19 protein-coding genes are annotated in these 20,236 nt (G+C 47.9%); 14 read left to right on the top strand and 5 right to left on the bottom strand.

Annotated elements, in window-relative coordinates; genetic code table 11:
- Window positions 1–2: 2 nt before the first annotated feature.
- Window positions 3–1,385: a YheC/YheD family endospore coat-associated protein gene (locus tag J2Z66_RS23550; RefSeq protein WP_312894729.1), complete on the bottom strand. Its 1,383-nt coding sequence runs from the start codon at window positions 1,383–1,385 to the stop codon at window positions 3–5.
- 180 nt (window positions 1,386–1,565) lie between these two features.
- Between J2Z66_RS23550 and J2Z66_RS23545 the strand changes: the two genes are divergently transcribed.
- The 6 genes from J2Z66_RS23545 to J2Z66_RS23520 all read left to right on the top strand — a co-directional run bounded on the left by J2Z66_RS23545 (window position 1,566) and on the right by J2Z66_RS23520 (window position 8,207).
- Window positions 1,566–2,657, top strand: coding sequence for an acyltransferase (locus tag J2Z66_RS23545; protein WP_209974995.1), 1,092 nt, complete (start codon window positions 1,566–1,568; stop codon window positions 2,655–2,657).
- A 130-nt stretch (window positions 2,658–2,787) separates the two neighbouring features.
- Window positions 2,788–2,940, top strand: a complete 153-nt coding sequence (locus J2Z66_RS23540) for a hypothetical protein (RefSeq protein ID WP_209974993.1) — start codon at window positions 2,788–2,790, stop codon at window positions 2,938–2,940.
- Window positions 2,941–3,579: 639 nt separating this feature from the next.
- The gene (locus J2Z66_RS23535; RefSeq protein WP_209974991.1) at window positions 3,580–4,992 is read left to right on the top strand and encodes an FAD-binding oxidoreductase; all 1,413 of its coding nucleotides are present in this window, start codon (window positions 3,580–3,582) and stop codon (window positions 4,990–4,992) included.
- A complete protein-coding gene (locus J2Z66_RS23530; protein ID WP_209974989.1) occupies window positions 4,989–6,350 on the top strand; it encodes a (Fe-S)-binding protein in 1,362 nt (453 codons plus the stop codon). The genes J2Z66_RS23535 and J2Z66_RS23530 overlap by 4 nt, the downstream gene beginning before the upstream one ends.
- Window positions 6,351–6,469: 119 nt before the next feature.
- Window positions 6,470–6,745 carry a hypothetical protein gene (locus J2Z66_RS23525; RefSeq protein WP_209974987.1) on the top strand — a complete coding sequence of 92 codons (276 nt, stop codon included), beginning with the start codon at window positions 6,470–6,472 and terminating at the stop codon, window positions 6,743–6,745.
- Between the two features lie 124 nt (window positions 6,746–6,869).
- The gene (locus J2Z66_RS23520; RefSeq protein WP_209974984.1) at window positions 6,870–8,207 is read left to right on the top strand and encodes a DRTGG domain-containing protein; all 1,338 of its coding nucleotides are present in this window, start codon (window positions 6,870–6,872) and stop codon (window positions 8,205–8,207) included.
- 38 nt (window positions 8,208–8,245) lie between these two features.
- Here the strand turns inward: J2Z66_RS23520 and J2Z66_RS23515 are convergent, their stop codons facing one another.
- Window positions 8,246–8,545: a YtpI family protein gene (locus J2Z66_RS23515; protein ID WP_209974982.1), complete on the bottom strand. Its 300-nt coding sequence runs from the start codon at window positions 8,543–8,545 to the stop codon at window positions 8,246–8,248.
- 149 nt (window positions 8,546–8,694) lie between these two features.
- Entirely contained in the window at window positions 8,695–8,850 is a 156-nt protein-coding gene (locus J2Z66_RS23510) for a hypothetical protein (protein WP_209974980.1), read from the bottom strand.
- Between the two features lie 203 nt (window positions 8,851–9,053).
- Here J2Z66_RS23510 and J2Z66_RS23505 point away from each other — a divergent pair, with 203 nt between their 5' ends.
- Window positions 9,054–9,983, top strand: coding sequence for a polyprenyl synthetase family protein (locus tag J2Z66_RS23505; RefSeq protein WP_209974979.1), 930 nt, complete (start codon window positions 9,054–9,056; stop codon window positions 9,981–9,983).
- Between the two features lie 140 nt (window positions 9,984–10,123).
- On the opposite strand, the gene J2Z66_RS23500 is transcribed toward J2Z66_RS23505, so the two are convergent.
- Complete coding sequence (locus J2Z66_RS23500; protein ID WP_209974977.1) at window positions 10,124–10,615, bottom strand: sporulation membrane protein YtrI; 492 nt, start codon at window positions 10,613–10,615, stop codon at window positions 10,124–10,126.
- Window positions 10,612–10,944, bottom strand: coding sequence for a YtrH family sporulation protein (locus J2Z66_RS23495; RefSeq protein ID WP_209974975.1), 333 nt, complete (start codon window positions 10,942–10,944; stop codon window positions 10,612–10,614). The genes J2Z66_RS23500 and J2Z66_RS23495 overlap by 4 nt, the downstream gene beginning before the upstream one ends.
- A gap of 108 nt (window positions 10,945–11,052) precedes the next feature.
- On the opposite strand from J2Z66_RS23495, the gene J2Z66_RS23490 reads away from it, so the two are divergent.
- The 7 genes from J2Z66_RS23490 to J2Z66_RS23460 all read left to right on the top strand — a co-directional run bounded on the left by J2Z66_RS23490 (window position 11,053) and on the right by J2Z66_RS23460 (window position 19,868).
- Window positions 11,053–14,889 (top strand): DNA polymerase III subunit alpha, encoded by a 3,837-nt coding sequence (locus J2Z66_RS23490; RefSeq protein WP_209974973.1) that lies wholly within the window; start codon window positions 11,053–11,055, stop codon window positions 14,887–14,889.
- A gap of 221 nt (window positions 14,890–15,110) precedes the next feature.
- Window positions 15,111–15,299, top strand: coding sequence for a glutamate decarboxylase (locus J2Z66_RS23485; RefSeq protein ID WP_209974971.1), 189 nt, complete (start codon window positions 15,111–15,113; stop codon window positions 15,297–15,299).
- Between the two features lie 82 nt (window positions 15,300–15,381).
- Entirely contained in the window at window positions 15,382–16,251 is an 870-nt protein-coding gene (gene accD, locus J2Z66_RS23480; protein WP_209974969.1) for an acetyl-CoA carboxylase, carboxyltransferase subunit beta, read from the top strand.
- Window positions 16,241–17,215 carry an acetyl-CoA carboxylase carboxyltransferase subunit alpha gene (locus J2Z66_RS23475; RefSeq protein WP_209974967.1) on the top strand — a complete coding sequence of 325 codons (975 nt, stop codon included), beginning with the start codon at window positions 16,241–16,243 and terminating at the stop codon, window positions 17,213–17,215. The genes accD and J2Z66_RS23475 overlap by 11 nt, the downstream gene beginning before the upstream one ends.
- A complete protein-coding gene (gene pyk, locus J2Z66_RS23470; RefSeq protein ID WP_209974965.1) occupies window positions 17,208–18,962 on the top strand; it encodes a pyruvate kinase in 1,755 nt (584 codons plus the stop codon). The genes J2Z66_RS23475 and pyk overlap by 8 nt, the downstream gene beginning before the upstream one ends.
- 20 nt (window positions 18,963–18,982) lie before the next feature.
- Entirely contained in the window at window positions 18,983–19,468 is a 486-nt protein-coding gene (locus tag J2Z66_RS23465) for an acyl-CoA thioesterase (RefSeq protein ID WP_209974963.1), read from the top strand.
- A gap of 4 nt (window positions 19,469–19,472) precedes the next feature.
- Entirely contained in the window at window positions 19,473–19,868 is a 396-nt protein-coding gene (locus tag J2Z66_RS23460) for an FxsA family protein (RefSeq protein ID WP_209974961.1), read from the top strand.
- Window positions 19,869–20,236: the final 368 nt, after the last annotated feature.

Raw genomic sequence — 20,236 nt, 5'->3', positions numbered from 1 at the left:
CCTCAAAACTTGCTCAAAAAGCGGGCATATTGAACAACTTGTTTAATGGATGGTCTTACTTTTGTTTCAGCATTCAGTTGGCTATTATCATCCTTGGAAGGCTTGGAATTAACCTCCAAAAGCCATACTTTTCCATGTGTATCTACAGCAAGGTCAATACCCAGCTCTCCAAAATGGTTAGGAATCTGCTCTTCTATGCCTTTGGCGATATCGAGCGAAGCTTTGCGCAATTTAGTATAGGCTGAAGCCCGCTGCCCAGCACTTAATGAGGCCTTGGCTAATGCGGCCTTAACTTTGCTCAGGCTTCCGCCGCGCGCCAGATTCGAGACGAAATGCTGCGAATTGGCGATTCTCGCCACGATGGATGTGATCGTCCATTCGCCTTGAGCGCCCTTCTGTACGAGCGAGCGAAAATCGACAGGTCTGCCGCCGTCCACCGTTATGAGATCGAGTCCTTGCTGGAGCTGGTAGCGCTGTGACTTCAGCTTCCCGGTTAGCGAGATAAAAAGCTTGGTTAACGATGGGAATGTCTGCTTGATAACCCCGTTAACATGGGTGGAATGACTCACGTACGCGCCGCCTGCTTCTTTGCGAATCCGGATAATGCCCTTGCCAAGACTGCCGGTGATCGGCTTCAGAAACAAGCAGGAATGCCGGCTGGCCATGGATTGCAGCATTTTGTAGTTTTTGAACAGATGAGATTCCGGTAAATAATCGTGCAGGGTTTCCTCCTTGCCAAGCGCGCTGAAAACTTCCGTTTTATTCAGGTATTTTTCATTGAAAATAGCTGTGCTGTTGCGGGCTTTGGCTTCCTTCATAAACTGCTGCACAGAAGCCATATTTTCATATTTGCGTGAGGTCAGTCGATTGTAGATTACATTCGGTATCGGGAACGATTTCTTGCTCCACGACTTCCCTGTATACACGTGCCCATTCACTGAAGTAGTGGAGCCACGCATATCGGTAGGTGTGATGAAAATCACGAGTGCTCCGAACGTACTGCATGCTTGAGTGATTTCCTTGCAAAATGCGGTGGCAGCCCCGAAGGGCCTTTCCGGGGAAGCATAGACCCGGCTTAGCATAACAGCGAGAAGCGGCCCGATAGACATTACACCTGTGGACGGCTTATACTGAAAGCAGAGCTGCGCATCTTGGTAGAGCCCGAACTTCTCTGCCAGGGTCGTTGTCATTCTTAAGCTATTGGCATGAGGAAAAGGTATTACCTTGACTTCATGCTTTATAGAACCGAACCGCAGCGTAATAAGCTGATTTGTAGGGACCTTCCACTTCTTTACAATGGATTCGCTGAGCATGATGGTACGTTCTTCCAAATAGATGCTGGAGCCTTGTAAGGAAATCCCTATTTTTGTTCTAATCAAAAGCATACACTCCTTCCAGCATCAAAAATGGCCTTGCCTATGCAAAGTGAACTACTTCATCATATGAGGACATATATCCCTTGGTGCTAAGGCATCTGACTGAAAGAAACAAAGTATAAGCCTAACAATTATGGGGCATCAGTAAATGACGGCTTCGATATGAACTTGAAGGAGACTTGCCTGAGCATGGCTAAAACCAAAATTACTGAACTGGATATCGTAAGAGCGCTTGCCATTATTGCGGTCATCGTTATCCATGTGACAGCGGAAGGAAGTTCCTTCGAACTAATGGGGGGAAGCAGCACCCAGCTTTTGTATCTGTTCATAAACAGAATTTCTACCTTTGCCGTGCCGGTCTTCATATGCATTAGCGGCGTAGTTCTTTTCTACATTTACTTTGATTCCTGGAACGCTAAGAAAGCCGGTTTTTTTTATGTGAAAAGAGTCCGTCAAGTCCTTGTGCCTTATATTCTGTGGTCTTTTTTCTATTATGTTTATTATCCCTGGCTCTTGACCCCGGGACATCCTGTCTCAGTAGATCTGCATGAATTTGCTAAAAAGCTCCAGTGGGCGGAGACAAGCTATCATTTGTATTTTATGGTCATTATTGTACAGTTCTATTTGCTGTTTCCGATTCTAGTCTGGTTAGCGCGCCGGTTGACCGTATTTCGCCGTTATATGCCGTTATGGGGTCTTGCCATTCAAGCAGCCTTTTATATATACGGACATTGGTTCGGAAAGCTTTCTCATTCAGCAGCGCTCAGTGTCACTTACTTCAGCTTTTTCTTGCTGGGCGGATATATAGGTATTCATTATCAGGTTTTTTGTGAATGGTTAGCCAAAGCGAAGCGGTGGGTAATTCCCTTAACCGTGCTGGCCGGCATCAGCTATGGGATGATGTTCATCCTCTCACAAAATGGCTACAACTTTGAAAATACCTGGTACGTGGCCATGTGGACGCTCTACTCTATGGGGGTAAGTGTTTGCTTTATTTGGCTGGCCAGAGGCATGGAAAAGGGGAAGTCCCGTCTGGTTGGTCCGTTGACATCCCTGGGGGCGGCATCTTTTGGCGTGTACTTAGTCCACCCTGCGCTGCTATCCTTATGGAAATATACAGTCCATCCACCAGGATCAATCTGGCTCTACAACGCTTATAATGCTGCAACAATCCTACTGATTATAGGAGTACCTTGGCTCCTGAGCATCCTTTATAAAAAAGCAAGCATGGCGCTGCGGCCAAAAGCCCGTCAACCGCGAAATGCTCCGGGAAAAGGATAAAGGGGAAATGAATTAACAACAGCTGATAGTAGCCGATAGTAGCCAACGGAAGCGAACGGAAGCGAATAGCAGCCCGCCCAACCAGAAGAAGACTCCTGGTTGTGCGGGCTGTTTTGGTTGGACTGGACTGTTGGGATTTCTGCGGACTGCTGGGACTGGTGAGATTGCTGGAGTTGCTGGAGTTGCTGGTACTGCTGGTATTGCTGGTATTGCTGGTATTGCTGGTATTGCTGGTATTGCTGGTATTGCTGGTATTGCTAGTATTGCTAGTGTTGATGAGTAGTTGCTATTCTTGGTAATGATGGTAATGTTGTTGTCATTTCTGGGACTGGTGTGATTGCTGAGATTGCTGGAATTACCGTAATTGCTGAGGGATGCTCTGGGCTTGCCCAGGTTGCAATGATTTAACGATGTTTTTCATCGTTAAAGCAAGTATAGGAAGAAGAGCGAGCATTTTAACGATGAAAAACATCGTTAAAGAAGCCTTTCCATCCCACACGTTCACTCCCGCGGCCTTGCCCTTGACTTTGTCTTCGACTGTTCCTCGCCTAGCAAGGGAACCACATTTCCTACTGCCGAGTGAAAAAACCTTGCGGCTGTCCGTTTGAGCTTGGTGCTCGTGCGATTGTAGCTAAAGAGAGGGAATGGTTGTGGGAGGAAGAGCGGTAGCGTCCGCCTTTAAAGATTTGTTCCAACCCCCACATCCATTCCATTCAAGGGAACAAATTTTTAACAGCGGCTGGAGCCCACAGCCATTCCCTCCACCCCGCACCAAACTAGAACCACACACCTCAAAGGACGCCAAAAGGCGTCTTTTTTCGCTAAATTATTTGCTTTTCTTTTTCAGCTTTCCAAGGTATAATAGCGGTACTAAGTCATCAGATGACCTGACTAATTTATAGTTATAATGGAGGCCGTACTCATGTTAGATCCTAAGGTGTGTCAACAATTACGCTCGATTGTCGGCGATTCTTCTTTTCGGGACGATCAGGAAGCACTGATCACGCATTCTTATGATGGAACACCGATGCAGCAGGCTGTGCCTGACGGTGTTATTTATCCTTCGAGCACGAAGGAAGTATCGGAGATTATGAAGGTGCTCTCAGCACATCGCATACCTTTAATAAGCCGTGGCTCAGGTACTAACCTTTGTGGGGGTACGGTACCTAATAATGGCGGTGTAGTCATGGTGATGCACCGGATGAACAAGATTCTTGAAGTTGACCTTGAGAATCTTACTGCTGTCGTACAGCCAGGTATCATTACGAAGGAATTTATTACACATGTCGAGTCTCTGGGACTTTTCTACCCGCCTGATCCAAGCTCAATGGCGATATCGACCATCGGGGGAAATATTGCCGAATGCTCTGGCGGACTCAGGGGACTTAAATACGGAACGACCAAGGATTATGTAATTGGCTTGGAAGCGGTACTGCCATCGGGGGAAATTCTTCGTACAGGTGGAAAGCTGATGAAGGATGTAGCCGGCTATGATCTCACGAAGCTGCTCGTTGGCTCAGAGGGGACACTTGCTGTCATTACGGAAGCAACGCTCAAGCTAATACCGCTGCCTACTTATAAGAAAACGATGCTTGCCCTATACACAGATCTGTATGGAGCAGCCAGAACGGTGTCCAAAATCATTGAAAACCGGATTATCCCTGCAACCCTGGAGTTTCTGGATAATCCGACGATTCGCGTGGTTGAGGATTTTGCCCGGATCGGACTTCCCGTTGATGCTGAAGCGATTTTGCTGATCGAACAAGATGGCGATGAAGCAGCGGTGGAGCGGGACATAGCTAGAATCATTGAAATATGCAAGCAGGAGAACGCCAGCGAAGTCAAAGTGGCCAATACACAGGAAGAAGCGCTGCAGCTGCTTACAGCAAGAAGGAGCGCCTTCACAGCGCTGGCACGGATTCGTCCGACTACGATTCTGGAGGATGCTACAGTTCCACGCTCCAAAATTGCCGATATGGTGCTTCGGATTAATGAAATTGGGCTGAAATACAACGTTCAAATTTGTACTTTTGGTCATGCAGGGGATGGCAATCTGCATCCTACTGTTGCTACGGATGCCCGTGATCATGAGGAGATTCATCGTGTTGAGCAAGCATTCGAGGAGATTTTCGACGCTGCTATTTCCCTTGGCGGCACGATTACGGGAGAGCATGGTGTTGGAACGGTAAAGGCTCCTTTCCTGGAATGGAAAGTTGGAGCGGCCGGGATCGAAGTCATGAAAGGAATTAAGCTCGCTTTTGATCCGCACAACATTATGAATCCAGGGAAAATATTCGCCAAAGAAAGCCGCAAAAGGTTGGTGCTGCACAAATGAATGCTACCGAACTGAAAAGACCAGCGCTGAAAAGCCAAAATCCGCTCGCCCAACATTTAAACCTGCAGCTTGACTATGATCAGCTAACGAACTGTATGCGCTGCGGGTTCTGCTTGCCAGCTTGTCCTACCTTCCGCGAGACAGGCGTTGAGGCTGAGTCTCCGAGAGGCCGGATCGCATTGATGAAGGCAGTGGCCGATGGTCTTATGGAGCCTGATAAAGCTTTCCAAGAACAAATGGATCACTGCTTGGGCTGCAGAGCCTGTGAACCTGCTTGTCCGGCCGATGTTAAATATGGCCAGCTGCTGGAGCAGGCCAGAGATACGATAGAGGATCATGCTGATCATAAAGGCTGGGTTAAGCTGCTTAGAAGCATCGCGTTTAAACAGCTCTTTCCGTACCAGAAGCGCATGAGAATGCTTGGCTTCAGTCTCAAAATGTACCAAAAGGGTCTGCGCGGAATTACCCATTCGATCGGAATTATGAAGCTTTTTCCTAAGCATATGCAAGCTATGGAGAAAATTTTGCCTGATGCCTCCTCCAAAGGGGTTATCGAACGAATGGGGACGGATTTCTACCCTGCTAAAGGAACGCCTATTGCACGTGTGGGCATGTTCCGCGGCTGTATCATGGATATGTTGTTTACCGAAACAAACGTAAATACGGTGAAGCTGCTCTCAGAAGCTGGGTTCGATGTGGTTATTCCGAAATCACAGAACTGCTGCGGCGCGCTGCATGCTCACAGCGGTGAAATGGATCTTGCCGAAGGACTGGCTCAAAAGAATATACGCGCTTTCCGCGAGGCCAATGTGGATTACATTATTTCAAACGCGGGCGGTTGCGGAGCTGCTTTGATTGAATATGATCACTGGCTGCATGATGATTCCCAGTGGCAGGAAGATGCGAAATGGTTTGCTTCCAGGGTCATTGATATCAGTCAAGTTATCGTGGAGCACGGAAGAATCCCGCAATTCGCTGCCTTACCGGCAGAGAGCTCCAAGGATCATACATTGAAAATAACGTACCAGGACTCCTGCCATTTACGCAATGTTATGCGTTCAAGCCAGGCGCCGCGGCGTTTAATGCAGAGTGTGGATAACGTGCAGTTTGTAGAGGCTAAGGAATCCGACCGCTGCTGCGGCTCTGCAGGTATTTACAATGTTACCCAGCCAAAAATGGCGGGCGATATTCTTGCCCATAAGATGGAGCATGTGAACAAAACGGAGGCTCATTATTTACTGACAAGTAATCCGGGTTGTCTGCTGCAAATGAAGCTGGGTGTAGAGGAGCATGGCAAGAAGGATCAAATGAAGGCCATGCATATCGTAGATTTCTTATACGAAAGAACCAAAGCTTGATTTCCAGTTTTTTTAAGTTCATACGAATTATATTCCGCCCGCCGATTTTGTTCATAACTGCTTAACTTGTCTCATACTATAGAGCATGAGGAGATAAGCAATGAAAGGAGCGGCGGAATATGAGAGGTTTAAAGCATGTGATTCTCATGGGTGCTACCGTGGGTATGCTGTTTTATTTGCTTCCCAAACTGGAGTTTGATATAGGGTTTACCGCACCTGCGATATTCGCAATTGTCTGGACATGCTTGGCATTGCTTGTAGTTGCGGCCCATTTACATGAACTTCTTGGTGTCAATGATGAGAAGCGGCAGGATTTCAAACGCATTAAAGCTGTGAAAAGGTGGCAGTTGGAGCAAATGCTGCAGGGTAAACGGAACAGGCGGAATACGCCCTGACTTCAACCCTTGCTTTTAAAAAAAGCGGTCGGAATTCCCCTGATGGGAATGACGGTCGCTTTTTTTTAGGATATAATAGAGGAATACAGATTGATACAGAAATCGAATATTCGGGGTGTAACAGATGGATGCAACAGGCATGGAAACGACAACTAAGCATGAATTGATTTTGCAATATATTGAAGGCCTGGAGCTGGGAAGCCGGATTTCGGTGAGGAAAATGGCCAAAAATCTGGAGGTCAGCGAAGGTACGGCGTACAGGGCTATTAAAGAAGCGGAAAACCTGGGTCTGGTCAGCACGAGGGAAAGAATTGGTACGGTCCGGGTTGAGAAGAAGCTGCGGCAGAGTATCGATAACCTGACCTTTTCAGAGGTTGTTAATATGGTGGACGGAAAGGTGCTGGGTGGAGCTTCGGGTCTTCATAAAACACTGCATAAATTTGTGATTGGCGCGATGCAGCAGGATGCAATGATGCGCTATATTGCAGCGGGAAGCCTGCTTATTGTGGGTAACCGGAATAAAGCCCACAGCTGCGCGTTGGAGCAAGGGGCTGGCGTCTTGATTACAGGGGGCTTTGATACGAGTGAGGAAGTAAAAAGGCTGGCCGATGAGCTGGAGCTTCCGATCATTTCCAGCAGCTATGATACATTTACAGTCGCTTCGATGATCAATAGAGCGATTTACGACCGTCTGATCAAGAAAAAAATAGTGCTCGTCGAAGATATCCTGGCTGCAGGAGCCAACGTATATGCGCTTAAAGTGAGCAGCACCTTGAAGGATTGGCAGAGGCTGCTTGAAGAAACTGGACACAGCCGGTTTCCAATTGTGGACGAATGGAACAGGGTTATAGGTGTAGTTACCTCTAAGGATATGGTGGGTGCCGGACCGGAACAGGTTGTAGAGAAGCTGATGACAAGAAATCCATTAACAGCAACACCACAGACTTCCGTCGCTTCTGCTGCGCATATGATGGTTTGGGAAAGTATTGAACTGCTGCCTGTTGTCGATGCGAACCGCAAGCTGCTCGGTGTGCTTAGCCGCAAGGATTTGCTCAAAGCCATGCAGTATGTTCAGAAGCAGCAGCAGAATGGTGAAACCTTCGAAGATTTAATCTGGTCGGGTATGGAAGAAAGAAGGGACGAGCAGGGGAATTTGACGTTTCGAGGTTCTGTTACCCCACAGATGACGAATCACCTGGGTACCGTATCGGAAGGCGTGCTTGCTACACTTATGACACTAGCTGCTTACAGAATCGTCCAAGAACACAAGAAAGGCGATCTGGTCATGGACAATATGTCGACTTATTTCCTTAAACCGGTGCAAATCGACAGCCGCATAGAAATACGGCCTACCATAATCGAGGTAAGCCGCAAATTCGGGAAAATAGATGTAGAAATTTATCACTCAGGATCGTTGGTCTCCAAGGCTATGCTAACCGCGCAGGTGATTGATCAAGGATAAGCGCAGCTCATATAGATTATGGTTAGATTATGGTTACGCTATTGGTCCCTCAGGCGCCGGTAAATGCCATTGCTGCGGATTCCGGAGAAAAGATTGAAGAAGCCGAGCAGGAAGCAGACGATACCAAAAATGCGTCTCAGGTTCGAATCCGTAAAAAAGAAAAGCTGGGTAATCGCTATAAGCAGAAGCATAATCCCCAGAAAAATATTCATCTTGGACAAGTAAAGACCTCTCTTGTTGGGATTCTTCTCTTTACGGGAACGAAAGCTGAAATAGAAAGAGCATGCGAGCGCAATAACAATAAAAGTGGATAAAATAAGCTGAATCTTTTCGAACATAAGGGCTACATCCTTTACAATGTGTTTTTATTTTATCTTAAACGTCTACCCTTAATGTAGCGATTTTATCCGGTAAATGCAATTCCATGCGCAGCAAAAAGCTGCACTTCCTAATAGAAATTGCAGCGTATCCTATCAAATATGAGCTATTAATTAGCTTTACCTTGTTCCTCTATGCTTCTATGAATGGCTTCCCAGGATTTCTTCATGGCAAACGAAGACATCGGTTGAATCTGATTATAGTTTTCTTGTACAGCTTCCTCTAACAAACGCTCGAAAATTAAATCGAAATGATCTTTGCTCATCGTCCATGCTCCTTACTGCGATATGGATAAATATGTATACTCTTATATTATCTTTAAAACTTGCAAAGATCAGCGCAAATATCCTTACGTCTAGACGCATATTTTTTTGCATTTTATTGCCAATAGAAGTGAAATATGATAAAGCTTTAACTATAAAACTCGAAAAAACACATAGAGACGGGGGATACAAGCTGGAATCCCAATTGAGAAAAGACATGGATCATATCATAGATGCCTATTATACGATGCCTGCTCTGAATACTATGTTGAAAAGCTTTATCACAGCCAAGCTGGAAGAGAAAACAATCTGGTCACAGCTGACACTGCTTAGTCATTTCATGCTTGGTGGCGATAATCCTTGTATTCATAAGCTTGCTGCCGTGACGGAACTGGTTGTTTTAGGCTTGGATATACTCGATGACTTGCAGGATCAGGATAATCCGGATTTACCGTGGATGAAAGAGCCGCAGGAGCTTGTACTTAATGCGATGACCGCTCTACTGATGGCCTCTTCAGCGGAGCTGGGCGCACTCAACAAACAGTATCCTGAGCTTCCTTTGCCAGAAGCGGGAGAGCTTGGCAGGCTGATAAGCTGTGCAATTAACGGACAGCACATGGATTTGCTTCTTACTGTTGAGACGGAGGATGAGTACGTGGAGATGGTGCAGCAAAAGTCCTGCATACTGATCCGCATTGCTTTCTATCTTGGGATGGCCGCTATTCCCAATCACTATTTAACGGACGAAAAGCGGGATCAGATTTATTTGCTGGCTGACTATATCGGTTTAATTGGACAAATTCATAATGATGTCTCTGATTTACAGCGGCTTGACACTAAGAATGACTTGTTTAAGAAAAAGCGGACGCTGCCGATCCTGTATTTACTCTCGGACCCTGAAGCCAGCTTTGTTCAGCTGCGGCAGTTTTTTGCCGGGGAGATTACGCTTGAGGAACTGCTTAAGGTGAAGCAGGAGTGCTTGGCCTACATTGGGAATTCCGGGTGTATCGAATATTCTGAAATGATTGGGCAGCTACAGCTGACAAGAGCCAAAGAGCTTTTGGCACAAATTCCGGCAGCCTCTCCTTGGAAGGAACAATTGCAAGACATAGCCCTGAATGTGTATGGAGATTAATAATCACTTTCAGTCCTTATTTTCTTATCAGCTCTGCAAACAGCTCTGAAAGCAAGAGGTCCCTGAGCTGTTTTTTCTATATTCGTATATGAAGACTCATTTCCCCTCCCCATTTCGGGGATTACATCAATAGGCTGATGCTAAATCCGTTTTTCTTTGGCTGTGATCCAGACACTTAGCTCTGTTTGTATAAGAACCATGGACTTGACCTCTACCGTGTATTTTTTTTCATGAATCGTCAGTATTTTTTGTGAAATAAGCCGCTCGTAAAGAACACGGGAATCTCTAACGTTAGTAGCTTTTTGCCCGATAGCCAGTTCGAGCTCTTTTTTGATGAGGGCTTCGATTTCTTTCTGGATGTCCTCGCTTAGAGGCTCAGCGTTTTCTTGATTTTGGAGGTAAACATTGATGCCGTTAACAAGGGTTTGTTTGTTGCGTGTCTTGCGTATCGATTCTAAATCCTGCTGCAGCTGTTTATTTTCTGTCTGGTAATTATGCATTTTGATGTATAGGATATTGAAATTTCGCTGATGAATGCTCATATAAATAGAGCTTCCAATAATGGCCCCAGCGATCAGTAGGCAGAAGCCGGAAAGGAAGCGCCGGTAACGGTTGAAAGCAGGGATTCTCAAGGCTGCTCGCCCCCCTTGCAGATCGCCTGAATTAGCGAAGTTCCCATTTGCGCACCTATAAAAGCTGCGACGATGTATAGAATCTGTTTGATCGCCGGATTAAGATGGCCTTCGGCCATTTGGCTTTCAATATAACGAATCGGGTCAATCGTACCGCCGACTGAAGCGACCATTGCCCAAATTTTTATATTTTCTGAAATCATCAGCATTTTTTGAACAGGAGATTGCAGCGTCAGCACGGCAGCAATGCCGCTGAGCATACTTCCGCCAAGCACAACCCCGAACGCGACTGAAAAGTATACAATGATATATCCGATAAAGGCGTACATATTTATCACCCCCGGTACATTATATGGGAAACCCTGTCCACAATATGATAAAATAATAAGTATCATCGCTTATTTGTATGTTTTTTGTGTATAAAGAGGAGGGAAGCCATGAGCTCGTTCGTGCATCTTCATGTGCATAGTGAATACAGCTTGTTAGACGGCGCTGCGCGCATAGAGGAACTCGTGGAGCGTGCGGCTGAGCTCGGGATGCATTCGCTTGCATTAACCGACCATGGGGTCATGTATGGTGCTGTGGCCTTCTATAAGGCTTGCAGGCAGCGGGGCGTGAAACCGATTATCGGGTGTGAGGTTTATTATACGGCAGGCTCGCTTCGGGACAAAGGGACCAGGCAGGAGCAGCCCATCTATCATCTCATTCTTCTTGCGAAGAACGAGCAGGGGTACAGAAATTTAATGAAGCTTTGCACGATCGGACATCTGCAGGGCTTTCACTATAAACCGAGAATTGATCCGCAGCATTTGGCGCTTCATGCCGAAGGGCTGATTTGCCTTAGCTCGTGCTTGGGCTCTGAGGTGTCGCAGCATTTGCTGCACGACCGCAGGGAAGAAGCGAAGGCTGCTGCGCTTAGATATAAGGCTATTTTTGGCGAGGACTTTTTTCTGGAAATACAGGACCATGGAATGATTGAGCAGAAAAAGGTCATGCAGGCGATGATCGGGCTCAGTCAGGAGACCGGCATTCCCCTTATTGCGACAAATGACGCGCATTATATTCGTGAGCCGGACCATGCGGTGCAGGATATTCTGCTCTGTATCGGTACCGGGAAAACGGTGGATGATCCCGACCGGCTGCGCTTTAGCTCCAACCAGCTTTATCTGAAAAGCGGGGAAGAGATGCAGCGGTTGTTCGCCCATGTGCCGGAAGCGATTGCCAATACCGAGCTTGTTGCGCAGCGATGCGAGCTGGTCCTGGAGTTTGGCCAATCGATCCTGCCGCGCTTCAGGCCCATACCTGAGGGGCTAAGTGCAGGTGAGTACTTACTGGAGCTGTGTAAAAAAGGGCTGGAGCAGCGATATAACCTGCAGCCCGGATGGAACGAAGCCGCTTCGGAATATCGGGCTGAAATTGAAGCCAGGCTGCATTATGAGCTTGGCGTTATTGAATCGATGGGTTTTTCTGATTATTTTCTGATCGTTTGGGATTTTATCCGTTTTGCCCATGAACAGGGCATTATGACAGGTCCAGGCAGAGGCTCCTCAGCAGGCAGTCTGGTTGCCTACGTGTTGAAAATTACCGATGTGGATCCGATTCGTTACAAGCTGCTGTTCGAGCGGTTTCTCAATCCGGAGCGGGTTTCGATGCCGGATATCGATATCGATTTCAGTGATGAACGGCGCGATGAAGTCATAGGATATGTAGTGGATAAATATGGACAAGAGCATGTGGCGCAAATTATCACCTTCGGTACTATGGCAGCGAAAGCGGCTGTGCGTGATGTGGGCAGAGTGCTCAATCTGCCTTATGGCGAGGTGGACCGGGCAGCGAAGATGATTCCGCACCAGCTTGGCATGACGCTGAAGGAAGCGCTGAAGGTAAGCGCGGAGCTTAAAGCGCTGGTCAGCAGACAGCCAAAGACGGCAGAGCTGCTTGACATGGCAATGCGCGTAGAAGGGATGCCGCGGCATGCATCCACGCATGCTGCAGGGGTTGTTATTTCACGGGAACCCTTAACCGAATACGTTCCCCTTCAGGCGGGGGCAGAGCAAACGGCCTTGACGCAATATACGATGGAGCACCTTGAGGCTATCGGGCTGCTGAAGATGGATTTTCTTGGCCTTCGCACGCTTTCCATCATAGAGCGTACACTCAAGTGGATCGAGGAGCTGGAAGGAATAACGGTAAATTTATCACAGCTGGATATGGATAAAGATCAACAGACCTACGAGCTTCTTGGCAAAGGAGAAACTACGGGGATATTTCAATTGGAGTCCAAGGGCGTCAGAAGGGTATTGAAGGAACTTAAGCCTTCAGAGTTCGAGGATATCATATCTGTAGTGGCCTTGTACCGCCCGGGTCCAATGGAGTTTATCCCCAAGTATATCCAAGGCAAGCACGGGCAGATTCAAATTGATTACCCGCATCCTGATTTACAACCTATTCTTAAGGATACTTATGGTATCATTGTGTATCAAGAGCAAATTATGCAAATTGCCTCGACCATGGCAGGCTTCAGCTTGGGTGAAGCGGATCTTTTACGCAGAGCTGTCTCCAAGAAAAAGCGCGAGGTTCTGGATCAAGAGCGCGAGCATTTCGTGTTGGGAAGCTTAAAGCAGGGCTACCAGGCTGACGAAGCCAACTATGTGTATGATATGATTGTCCGCTTCGCGGATTACGGATTTCCGCGTGCTCATGCTACCGCTTACGGCGTTCTGGCTTTTCAGACGGCTTATTTAAAAGCGCATTATCCTAAGCATTTCATGGCTTCGATGCTTACCGCTGTAATGGGAAATCATCGCAAGGTGGCGGAATATGTCGACGAATGCCGGCGGATGAAGCTGGATGCACTGCCCCCGGATGTGAACGAAAGTGGTGTTGTGTTCACTCCGGTCGGGTCAGATTCGGTCTCAAGTGAGCGGGGCGGTGTCCGTTTCGGCCTTGCCGCTATCAAAAATGTCGGAACGCAAGCGATTGAGGCGATTCTTAGCGAACGGAAGAACGGTCCGTTCGAGAGTTTGCTCGATTTGTGCAGGCGTGTCGATTTGCGCGTCTGCAACAAGCGTGTTATCGAATCTTTAATCATGGGCGGCGCGCTGGATACGCTGCCTGGGCATCGTGCCCAGCTTAGCGCCATGCTCGATGATACGATAGCTTCGGCTGTGAAATGGCGCAAGGAGCGGGATGATTTGCAGCTTCATCTGTTCGGCTTCTCCGAGGAACCGAACTGGGAAGTGGAGATACCGAGTGTGCCGCCTCTGCCGCAGAGTCAGCAGTTGGAGCATGAGCGTGAACTGCTCGGCATGTATGTCTCCGGTCATCCGCTCGACGCCTACGCGGGCATGCTGGATGAGCAGGAGATCGATAAGCTGCATGAACTGGTAGAGCTCCCGGACCATAGCGATGTCATCGTTGCCGGGATGGTGCTCTCCAGCAAAACGATCGTGACCAAGAAGGGGGACCCGATGGCTTTCATGGAGCTGGAGGACCGCATCGAGAAGGTGGAGGTCGTGCTGTTCCCCGACAGCTGGAAGGAATATGCGCCGCTGGTGCAGAAGGGACGCCTTATCCTCGTCCGCGGGAAGCTGCAGCTGCAGGATGAGGATCCGCCAAAGCTGCTGGCCGAGCGGCTTGCTGCCCTGGACGACCCGGACGGCATCCAGCATCTGCGCCAAAGGCGGCCGCGTCAAGCGAATGCCTCTGGCACTCGCTCAGTCTCAGGCTATAGTGCTGGCCCTGACCGTTCAGGCAAACCATCTGGCTCAAGCCCTGGCGCTACCTCGCGCACAGCTAGCCCTGGTGCTGGTTCTAACGCAGCCAGTCCTAACGCAAGCCCTAGCACAAGCTCAGGCCCTGGAGCCAGCTCCAGTGCTGGCAAAGCCAGCGGCACCCGCGGCAGCTACGCCGCCAATGAGAAGCCCAAGGCTCCGACAGCGCCGCAGAGCCCTTCGGAACGCGCCGGAGCAAATCCGGCGGCGCACGCAAGTACTCCGCGGCCGCAGACAGCTGGCGCGAAGAATGACCCGGCCACCGCGCCGAAGGAGCAGCGGGTCTACGTCAGGATCACGGCTGATTTCGAGCAGCCGGACAAGCTTTTGCAGCTTAAGACGCTGCTGAAGCTGCATGAAGGACCGCTTGCGGTGGTGTTGTTCTACGAGCAAGGCCAGCGGCTGCTCGCTCTCAGCGAGCGCTACCGGGTGAAGCCGTCACCGGATTTATTTCGCCTGGTCGAGACGATCATGGGCCAGGATTCTGTAAGGGTAAAATAAACATTTCAGATGTATTTGCTTAATTTGGCTGAACTGCTTTGTTGCGGGAAAAAGAGAAGTTATGATATCATTATTCCATTGTGTAAAACCTACACCTTGCGCAGCAAGTTTGATAAGCAAACTCAATGACGCTTACAAAGCCGGTTTTATTAAGGCGGGTTACTTCAAAGCTAAGCTTACGCAGCAGTTTTGCTTCGCAAACTTATAGGAGGTTTTTTTTCATGTGGACGGTGATATATATTGCTCCAACTGCAAGAATCGCAGAGCGCATCAAACAAAGGCTTTCTGAAGAAGGCTTTCTTGTACAAGTTAGAGGCATCAATCTTTCCAAAAATCAGTTCGAAATTCTCGTCCCTGAGGGAGAGCTGGAGGAAGTACAGGAAGTGCTGAACTCTATTTTACATAGATAATATGTTATTTAAATATGTTATTTAAATATGTTATTTAATATGGCTTGAAGAGATACACTATAAAAGCCAATGAGGTGGAACAGTGTCAATAAAGGACCTATTTCAAAAGAGGAAATATGCGACAATTCCTTCTGAAAAAACAAAGCGGGAAATCCCGGAAGGCTTAATGAATAAATGCCCCAAGTGCGGCACGATTCAGACTAGCAAAGAGTTGGAGAAAAATCTTAAGGTTTGTACAGCTTGCGGCTATCATTATAAACTAAGCGCTGTAGAGCGGATCCAAATGATTATGGATGATGGCCTCGAAGTTGAGTTCGATGGCGATATGATATCAGAAGATCCCCTGCAATTCCCCGATTATCCGGCAAAGTTAGAAAAAGCGAAGAATGCAACTGATTTGCGGGATGCGATTATGACAGGTCAAGGCAAGATTGGTGAATTCTCTGTCATTATTGCCGTAATGAGCTTCGATTTCATGGGCGGCTCGCTCGGCTCTGTAGTTGGAGAGAAAATTACAAGAGCGATTGAGACCGCCATCGACAAGCAGCTCCCTATTATTATTTTTTCTACTTCGGGTGGAGCTCGCATGCAGGAAAGCATCCTGAGTCTGATGCAAATGGCCAAAACAAGCGCAGCATTGTCCAAGCTGGGCAAGGAGGGCGGACTGTTCATTTCGGTGATCACGGACCCTACCTTCGGAGGCGTATCGGCCAGCTTTGCCATGCTGGGGGATATTATCATTTCCGAGCCGGCAACCTCGTTCGGTTTTACCGGGCGCAGGGTTATTGAACAGACCATTGGTCAGAAGCTGCCTGATAATTTCCAGACTGCAGAGTTTAATTTACTGCATGGCCAGCTGGATAAGGTCGTTACTCGTAAGGATATGCGTCCAACGCTGATCAGGCTTCTGGATATGCATGTCAGGAAGGAGGCAGCTACTTATGCCGAGTGAAATGCCGTTCGAACAGCCGCTAGCGGAGCTGCGGAGCAAAATAGACGAGCTGCGCAGATTCGGAGCTGAGAAGCATATTGATTTTTCTGAAGAGATCAAGCGGCTGGAGGAGAGATACCTTCTGCTGGAAGACGAGCTGTACACGAATATGACGACAGCGCAAAAGATGCAGCTGGCACGCCATCCTCAAAGGCCTACCACGATTGATTATATCCAGACTATTTTTAGTGATTTCGTAGAGCTTCATGGTGATCGGCTGTATGGTGACGATCTGGCGATCATTGGCGGACTCGCCAAGCTGAACGATATTCCCGTCACGGTAGTAGGGCACCAGAAGGGGAAAGATACGAAAGACAACATAGCCCGTAACTTTGGCTTGCCGCATCCGGAAGGCTTTCGCAAAGCGCTTCGGCTTATGCGGCAGGCGGATAAATTCCGCCGTCCGATTATCACCTTTATTGATACCAAGGGAGCATTCCCTGGTAATGCAGCTGAAGAGCGCGGACAAGGTGAAGCTATTGCCAGAAATCTGCTGGAAATGGCCTCTTTCCGTGTGCCGATCATTTGTATTGTGATTGGTGAAGGGGGCAGCGGAGGTGCGCTTGCTCTGGGAGTAGGAAATAGAGTGTTAATGTTGGAAAGCTCCATTTATTCAGTTATCAGCCCCGAAGGTGCAGCGTCCATTTTATATAAAGATGCCTCGAAATCGCTGCATGCAGCAGAAGCAATGAAAATCACAGCAGATCAAATTCTCGAGCTCGGTGTAGCTGATGCTATTATCCCTGAGCCCAGAGGCGGCGCACACCGCGATTTAGCTGTACAAGCGGCTTCCATCAAATCTGTTTTATGGGAACAAATGGAGCCGTTACTGAACATGTCTGAACAAGAATTAGTCGAGGACCGATACCGTAAGTTTAGAGAAATCGGTAGGTTCACATTCATCCAGGAGGGAAACCATGCGTAAAACAAAAATTGTCTGTACCATCGGCCCGGCCAGCGAGTCACTAGAGAACTTAAAGAGGCTTCTGGAGGCGGGCATGAACGTTGCCCGTCTGAACTTTTCACACGGAGATTACCAAGAGCATGGAGCCCGTATCACCAATATTCGTCAGGCTTGTGAGGAAACCGGCAAAATCGCTGCTATTTTGCTTGATACGAAAGGACCGGAGATTCGTACCGGCAAGCTTAAAGAAGAGCCTATTGAGCTCGTACAGGACAAGCATATTATCCTGACTACCGAGGAGATTCTTGGAGATGCGGAGCGTATTTCCGTAACTTATCCAGAACTGCCGCGAGATGTGCAAATCGGATCAACCATCCTGGTGGATGACGGCTTGATTGGACTGCTGGTTGTGGGTATCAGCGGCAGCGAAATCGAGTGCCGGGTCGTTAACGGCGGCCTGCTCAAGAGCAAAAAGGGCGTAAATGTTCCCGGCGTCAAAATCAAGCTTCCGGGGATTACCGAAAAGGATGCTAATGACATTATTTTTGGTATTGAGCAGGGTGTCGATTTCATAGCAGCATCTTTTGTGCGTAAAGCCAGTGATGTGATGGAAATCCGTGAATTGCTGGAGCGCTATGGCGCTTCGCATATCCAAATAATTAGTAAAATTGAGAATCAAGAGGGTGTTGAGAACCTCGATGAAATTCTTGAGGTTTCCGATGGCTTAATGGTTGCCCGTGGTGACCTTGGCGTGGAGATTCCAGCTGAAGATGTACCCATTGTCCAAAAAAATATGATTAAAAAATGTAACATTGTAGGCAAGCCGGTTATTACTGCTACTATGATGCTTGACTCGATGCAGCGCAATCCGCGTCCGACCCGTGCTGAAGCAAGTGATGTTGCCAATGCTGTCTTTGATGGCACGGATGCGGTAATGCTTTCAGGGGAAACAGCCGCTGGAAAGTATCCGGTTGAATCCGTATTGACCATGGCGCGCATTGCTTTACGTGCTGAAGATGCACTTGAATATCGTGAAATCTTCGTTCGTACAGCGCAAGCTCAACAAACGACCGTAACGGAAGCGATTAGCCAGGCAGTTGCTAACTCAGCGCTGGAGCTGGGCGCAAAAGCGATTCTAACGGCTACGGAAAGTGGATATACAGCGAGGATGGTATCCAAATATCGCCCTAGATCCCCGATTGTTGCCGTGACTCCTAATGAGCATGTCATCCGTCATTTGTCACTCGTATGGGGAGTAATTCCGGTCAAGGGTGTAGAAGCTAAGACTACAGATGAGCTGTTCGAGCTTGCTGTAGAAACCAGCATCAAATCCGGTCTGGTTACTTTAGGAGACATAGTTATTATTACCGCAGGCGTGCCGGTTGGCCGCTCTGGAACAACGAATTTGATCAAGGTGCATCATGTCGGAGAGATGATTGCCAAAGGCGTTGGCATAGGCTCACAGAACGCCACCGGCAAAGTGGTAACGGCCCGTTCTCCTGAGGAAGCAATCGAAAAAATGACTGACGGCGCTATTCTTGTGGTCGTTTCTACAGATAAAGAGTACATGCCTGCTGTACAGAAGGCTAGTGCTTTGATTACGGAATTTGGCGGAATCACTTCACATGCGGCTGTAGTTGCCTTAAGCTTAGGCATTCCGGTTATTGTAGGTGTAGAACGTGCGATGGAAATAATTACAGACGGCATGGAAGTTTCCATTTATCCGGAAGTCGGAGTCATCTACTCCGGACGTGCTAAAGTTTTATAAGAAAAATGGAGTGAGCCGTATTGGGAGAGCATCGGTGGTATGAGCACGAAATTCGGGTCCGCTACCAGGAAACGGATCAAATGGGTGTGGTGTACCATACCAATTATTTGAATTGGTTTGAGCTGGGCCGGACCGAATTGATTCGTCAGCTGGGTATGCGGTACAGCGACATTGAGTCCAAGGGTTGTCTTCTTCCTCTTGTAGAGGCCGAGGTGAAATTTCACAAACCTGCGCGGTATGATGAGAAAATTGCGATCTATACACGAATTGCAAGCTATACACATGTCCGGCTTGAATTTGAGTCTCAAATTCGCAGAATTTCTACAGCAGAAATAAACCAGGAAGCTGACCCGGTTCCTAGTGCCGTGGAAGGAACGCGGAAGCCTGGCGGTGAGCTGCTCGTTAGTGGATTAACTCGCCATGTATGGGTGAACCTTTCCTGGAAGCCCGTACGTATAGATAGGGAGCTGCCGGAATTGTTTCAACTGCTAGCGTCGGGGGGATAAGCCTATGTTTCGTGTACTGCTTGCTGCTTTGATCATTGTGCCTGCTCTGGATATCGTTGGGATTATTGTGCTGGGACGGTACATTGGGGGCTGGGCAACATTTGGCTTTCTTCTGCTGACAGGCTTTCTAGGTATATATTTAGCTAGACGGGAAGCAAGGAAAGTTATGGATTATGCCCGGTTTCAGCTGTCCAAAGGACAGATGCCTACGGCATCGCTGCTGGATGGAGCTTGTGTGTTTGTTGGCGGTATTCTGCTCGTGTTGCCTGGACTGATCACAGATATCCTGGGCTTCCTGCTTATATTTCCCTACACACGGCCTATTTTCAAAGCGCTGCTGCTGTTAATTCTCCAGAGGCAAATAGCGAGGGGACGCTTTTCACTTTTTTTTCGCAAATAGTATCGCGCGTATCGCCCATACGCCCATAGATTGGTTTTTTCTCAGCAAAGGCCGGTATCCGAATATCATGCGGACGCCGTGCCTTTGTTTTTTCATGAAAAGTCTTTCACTTAACGATGTTTTTCATCGCTAAAGCAAGTGTTCCAGATCAATCCGTCACGTTAACGATGATTTTCATCGTTAAAAGAGGGCTGATGGCCCTTCTAGGTGGTTAAAAGGGATTTTAACGATGTTTTTCATCGTTAAAGCAGGATGTGAAGAGAATCTGGTGATTTTAACGATGAAAAACACATTAAGCATGCATTGAATCTGACATGAAATGTAATGAAGAATAATTTACTAAATAAGGTAAATTATGATGATCTTTT

Origin of the sequence: Paenibacillus eucommiae (assembly GCF_017874215.1) — a bacterium.
Taxonomy (GTDB): Bacteria; Bacillota; Bacilli; order Paenibacillales; family NBRC-103111; genus Paenibacillus_AI; species Paenibacillus_AI eucommiae.
Note: the sequence above shows the minus strand (reverse complement) of the source record. Positions and strands in the feature narration are given on the sequence as shown.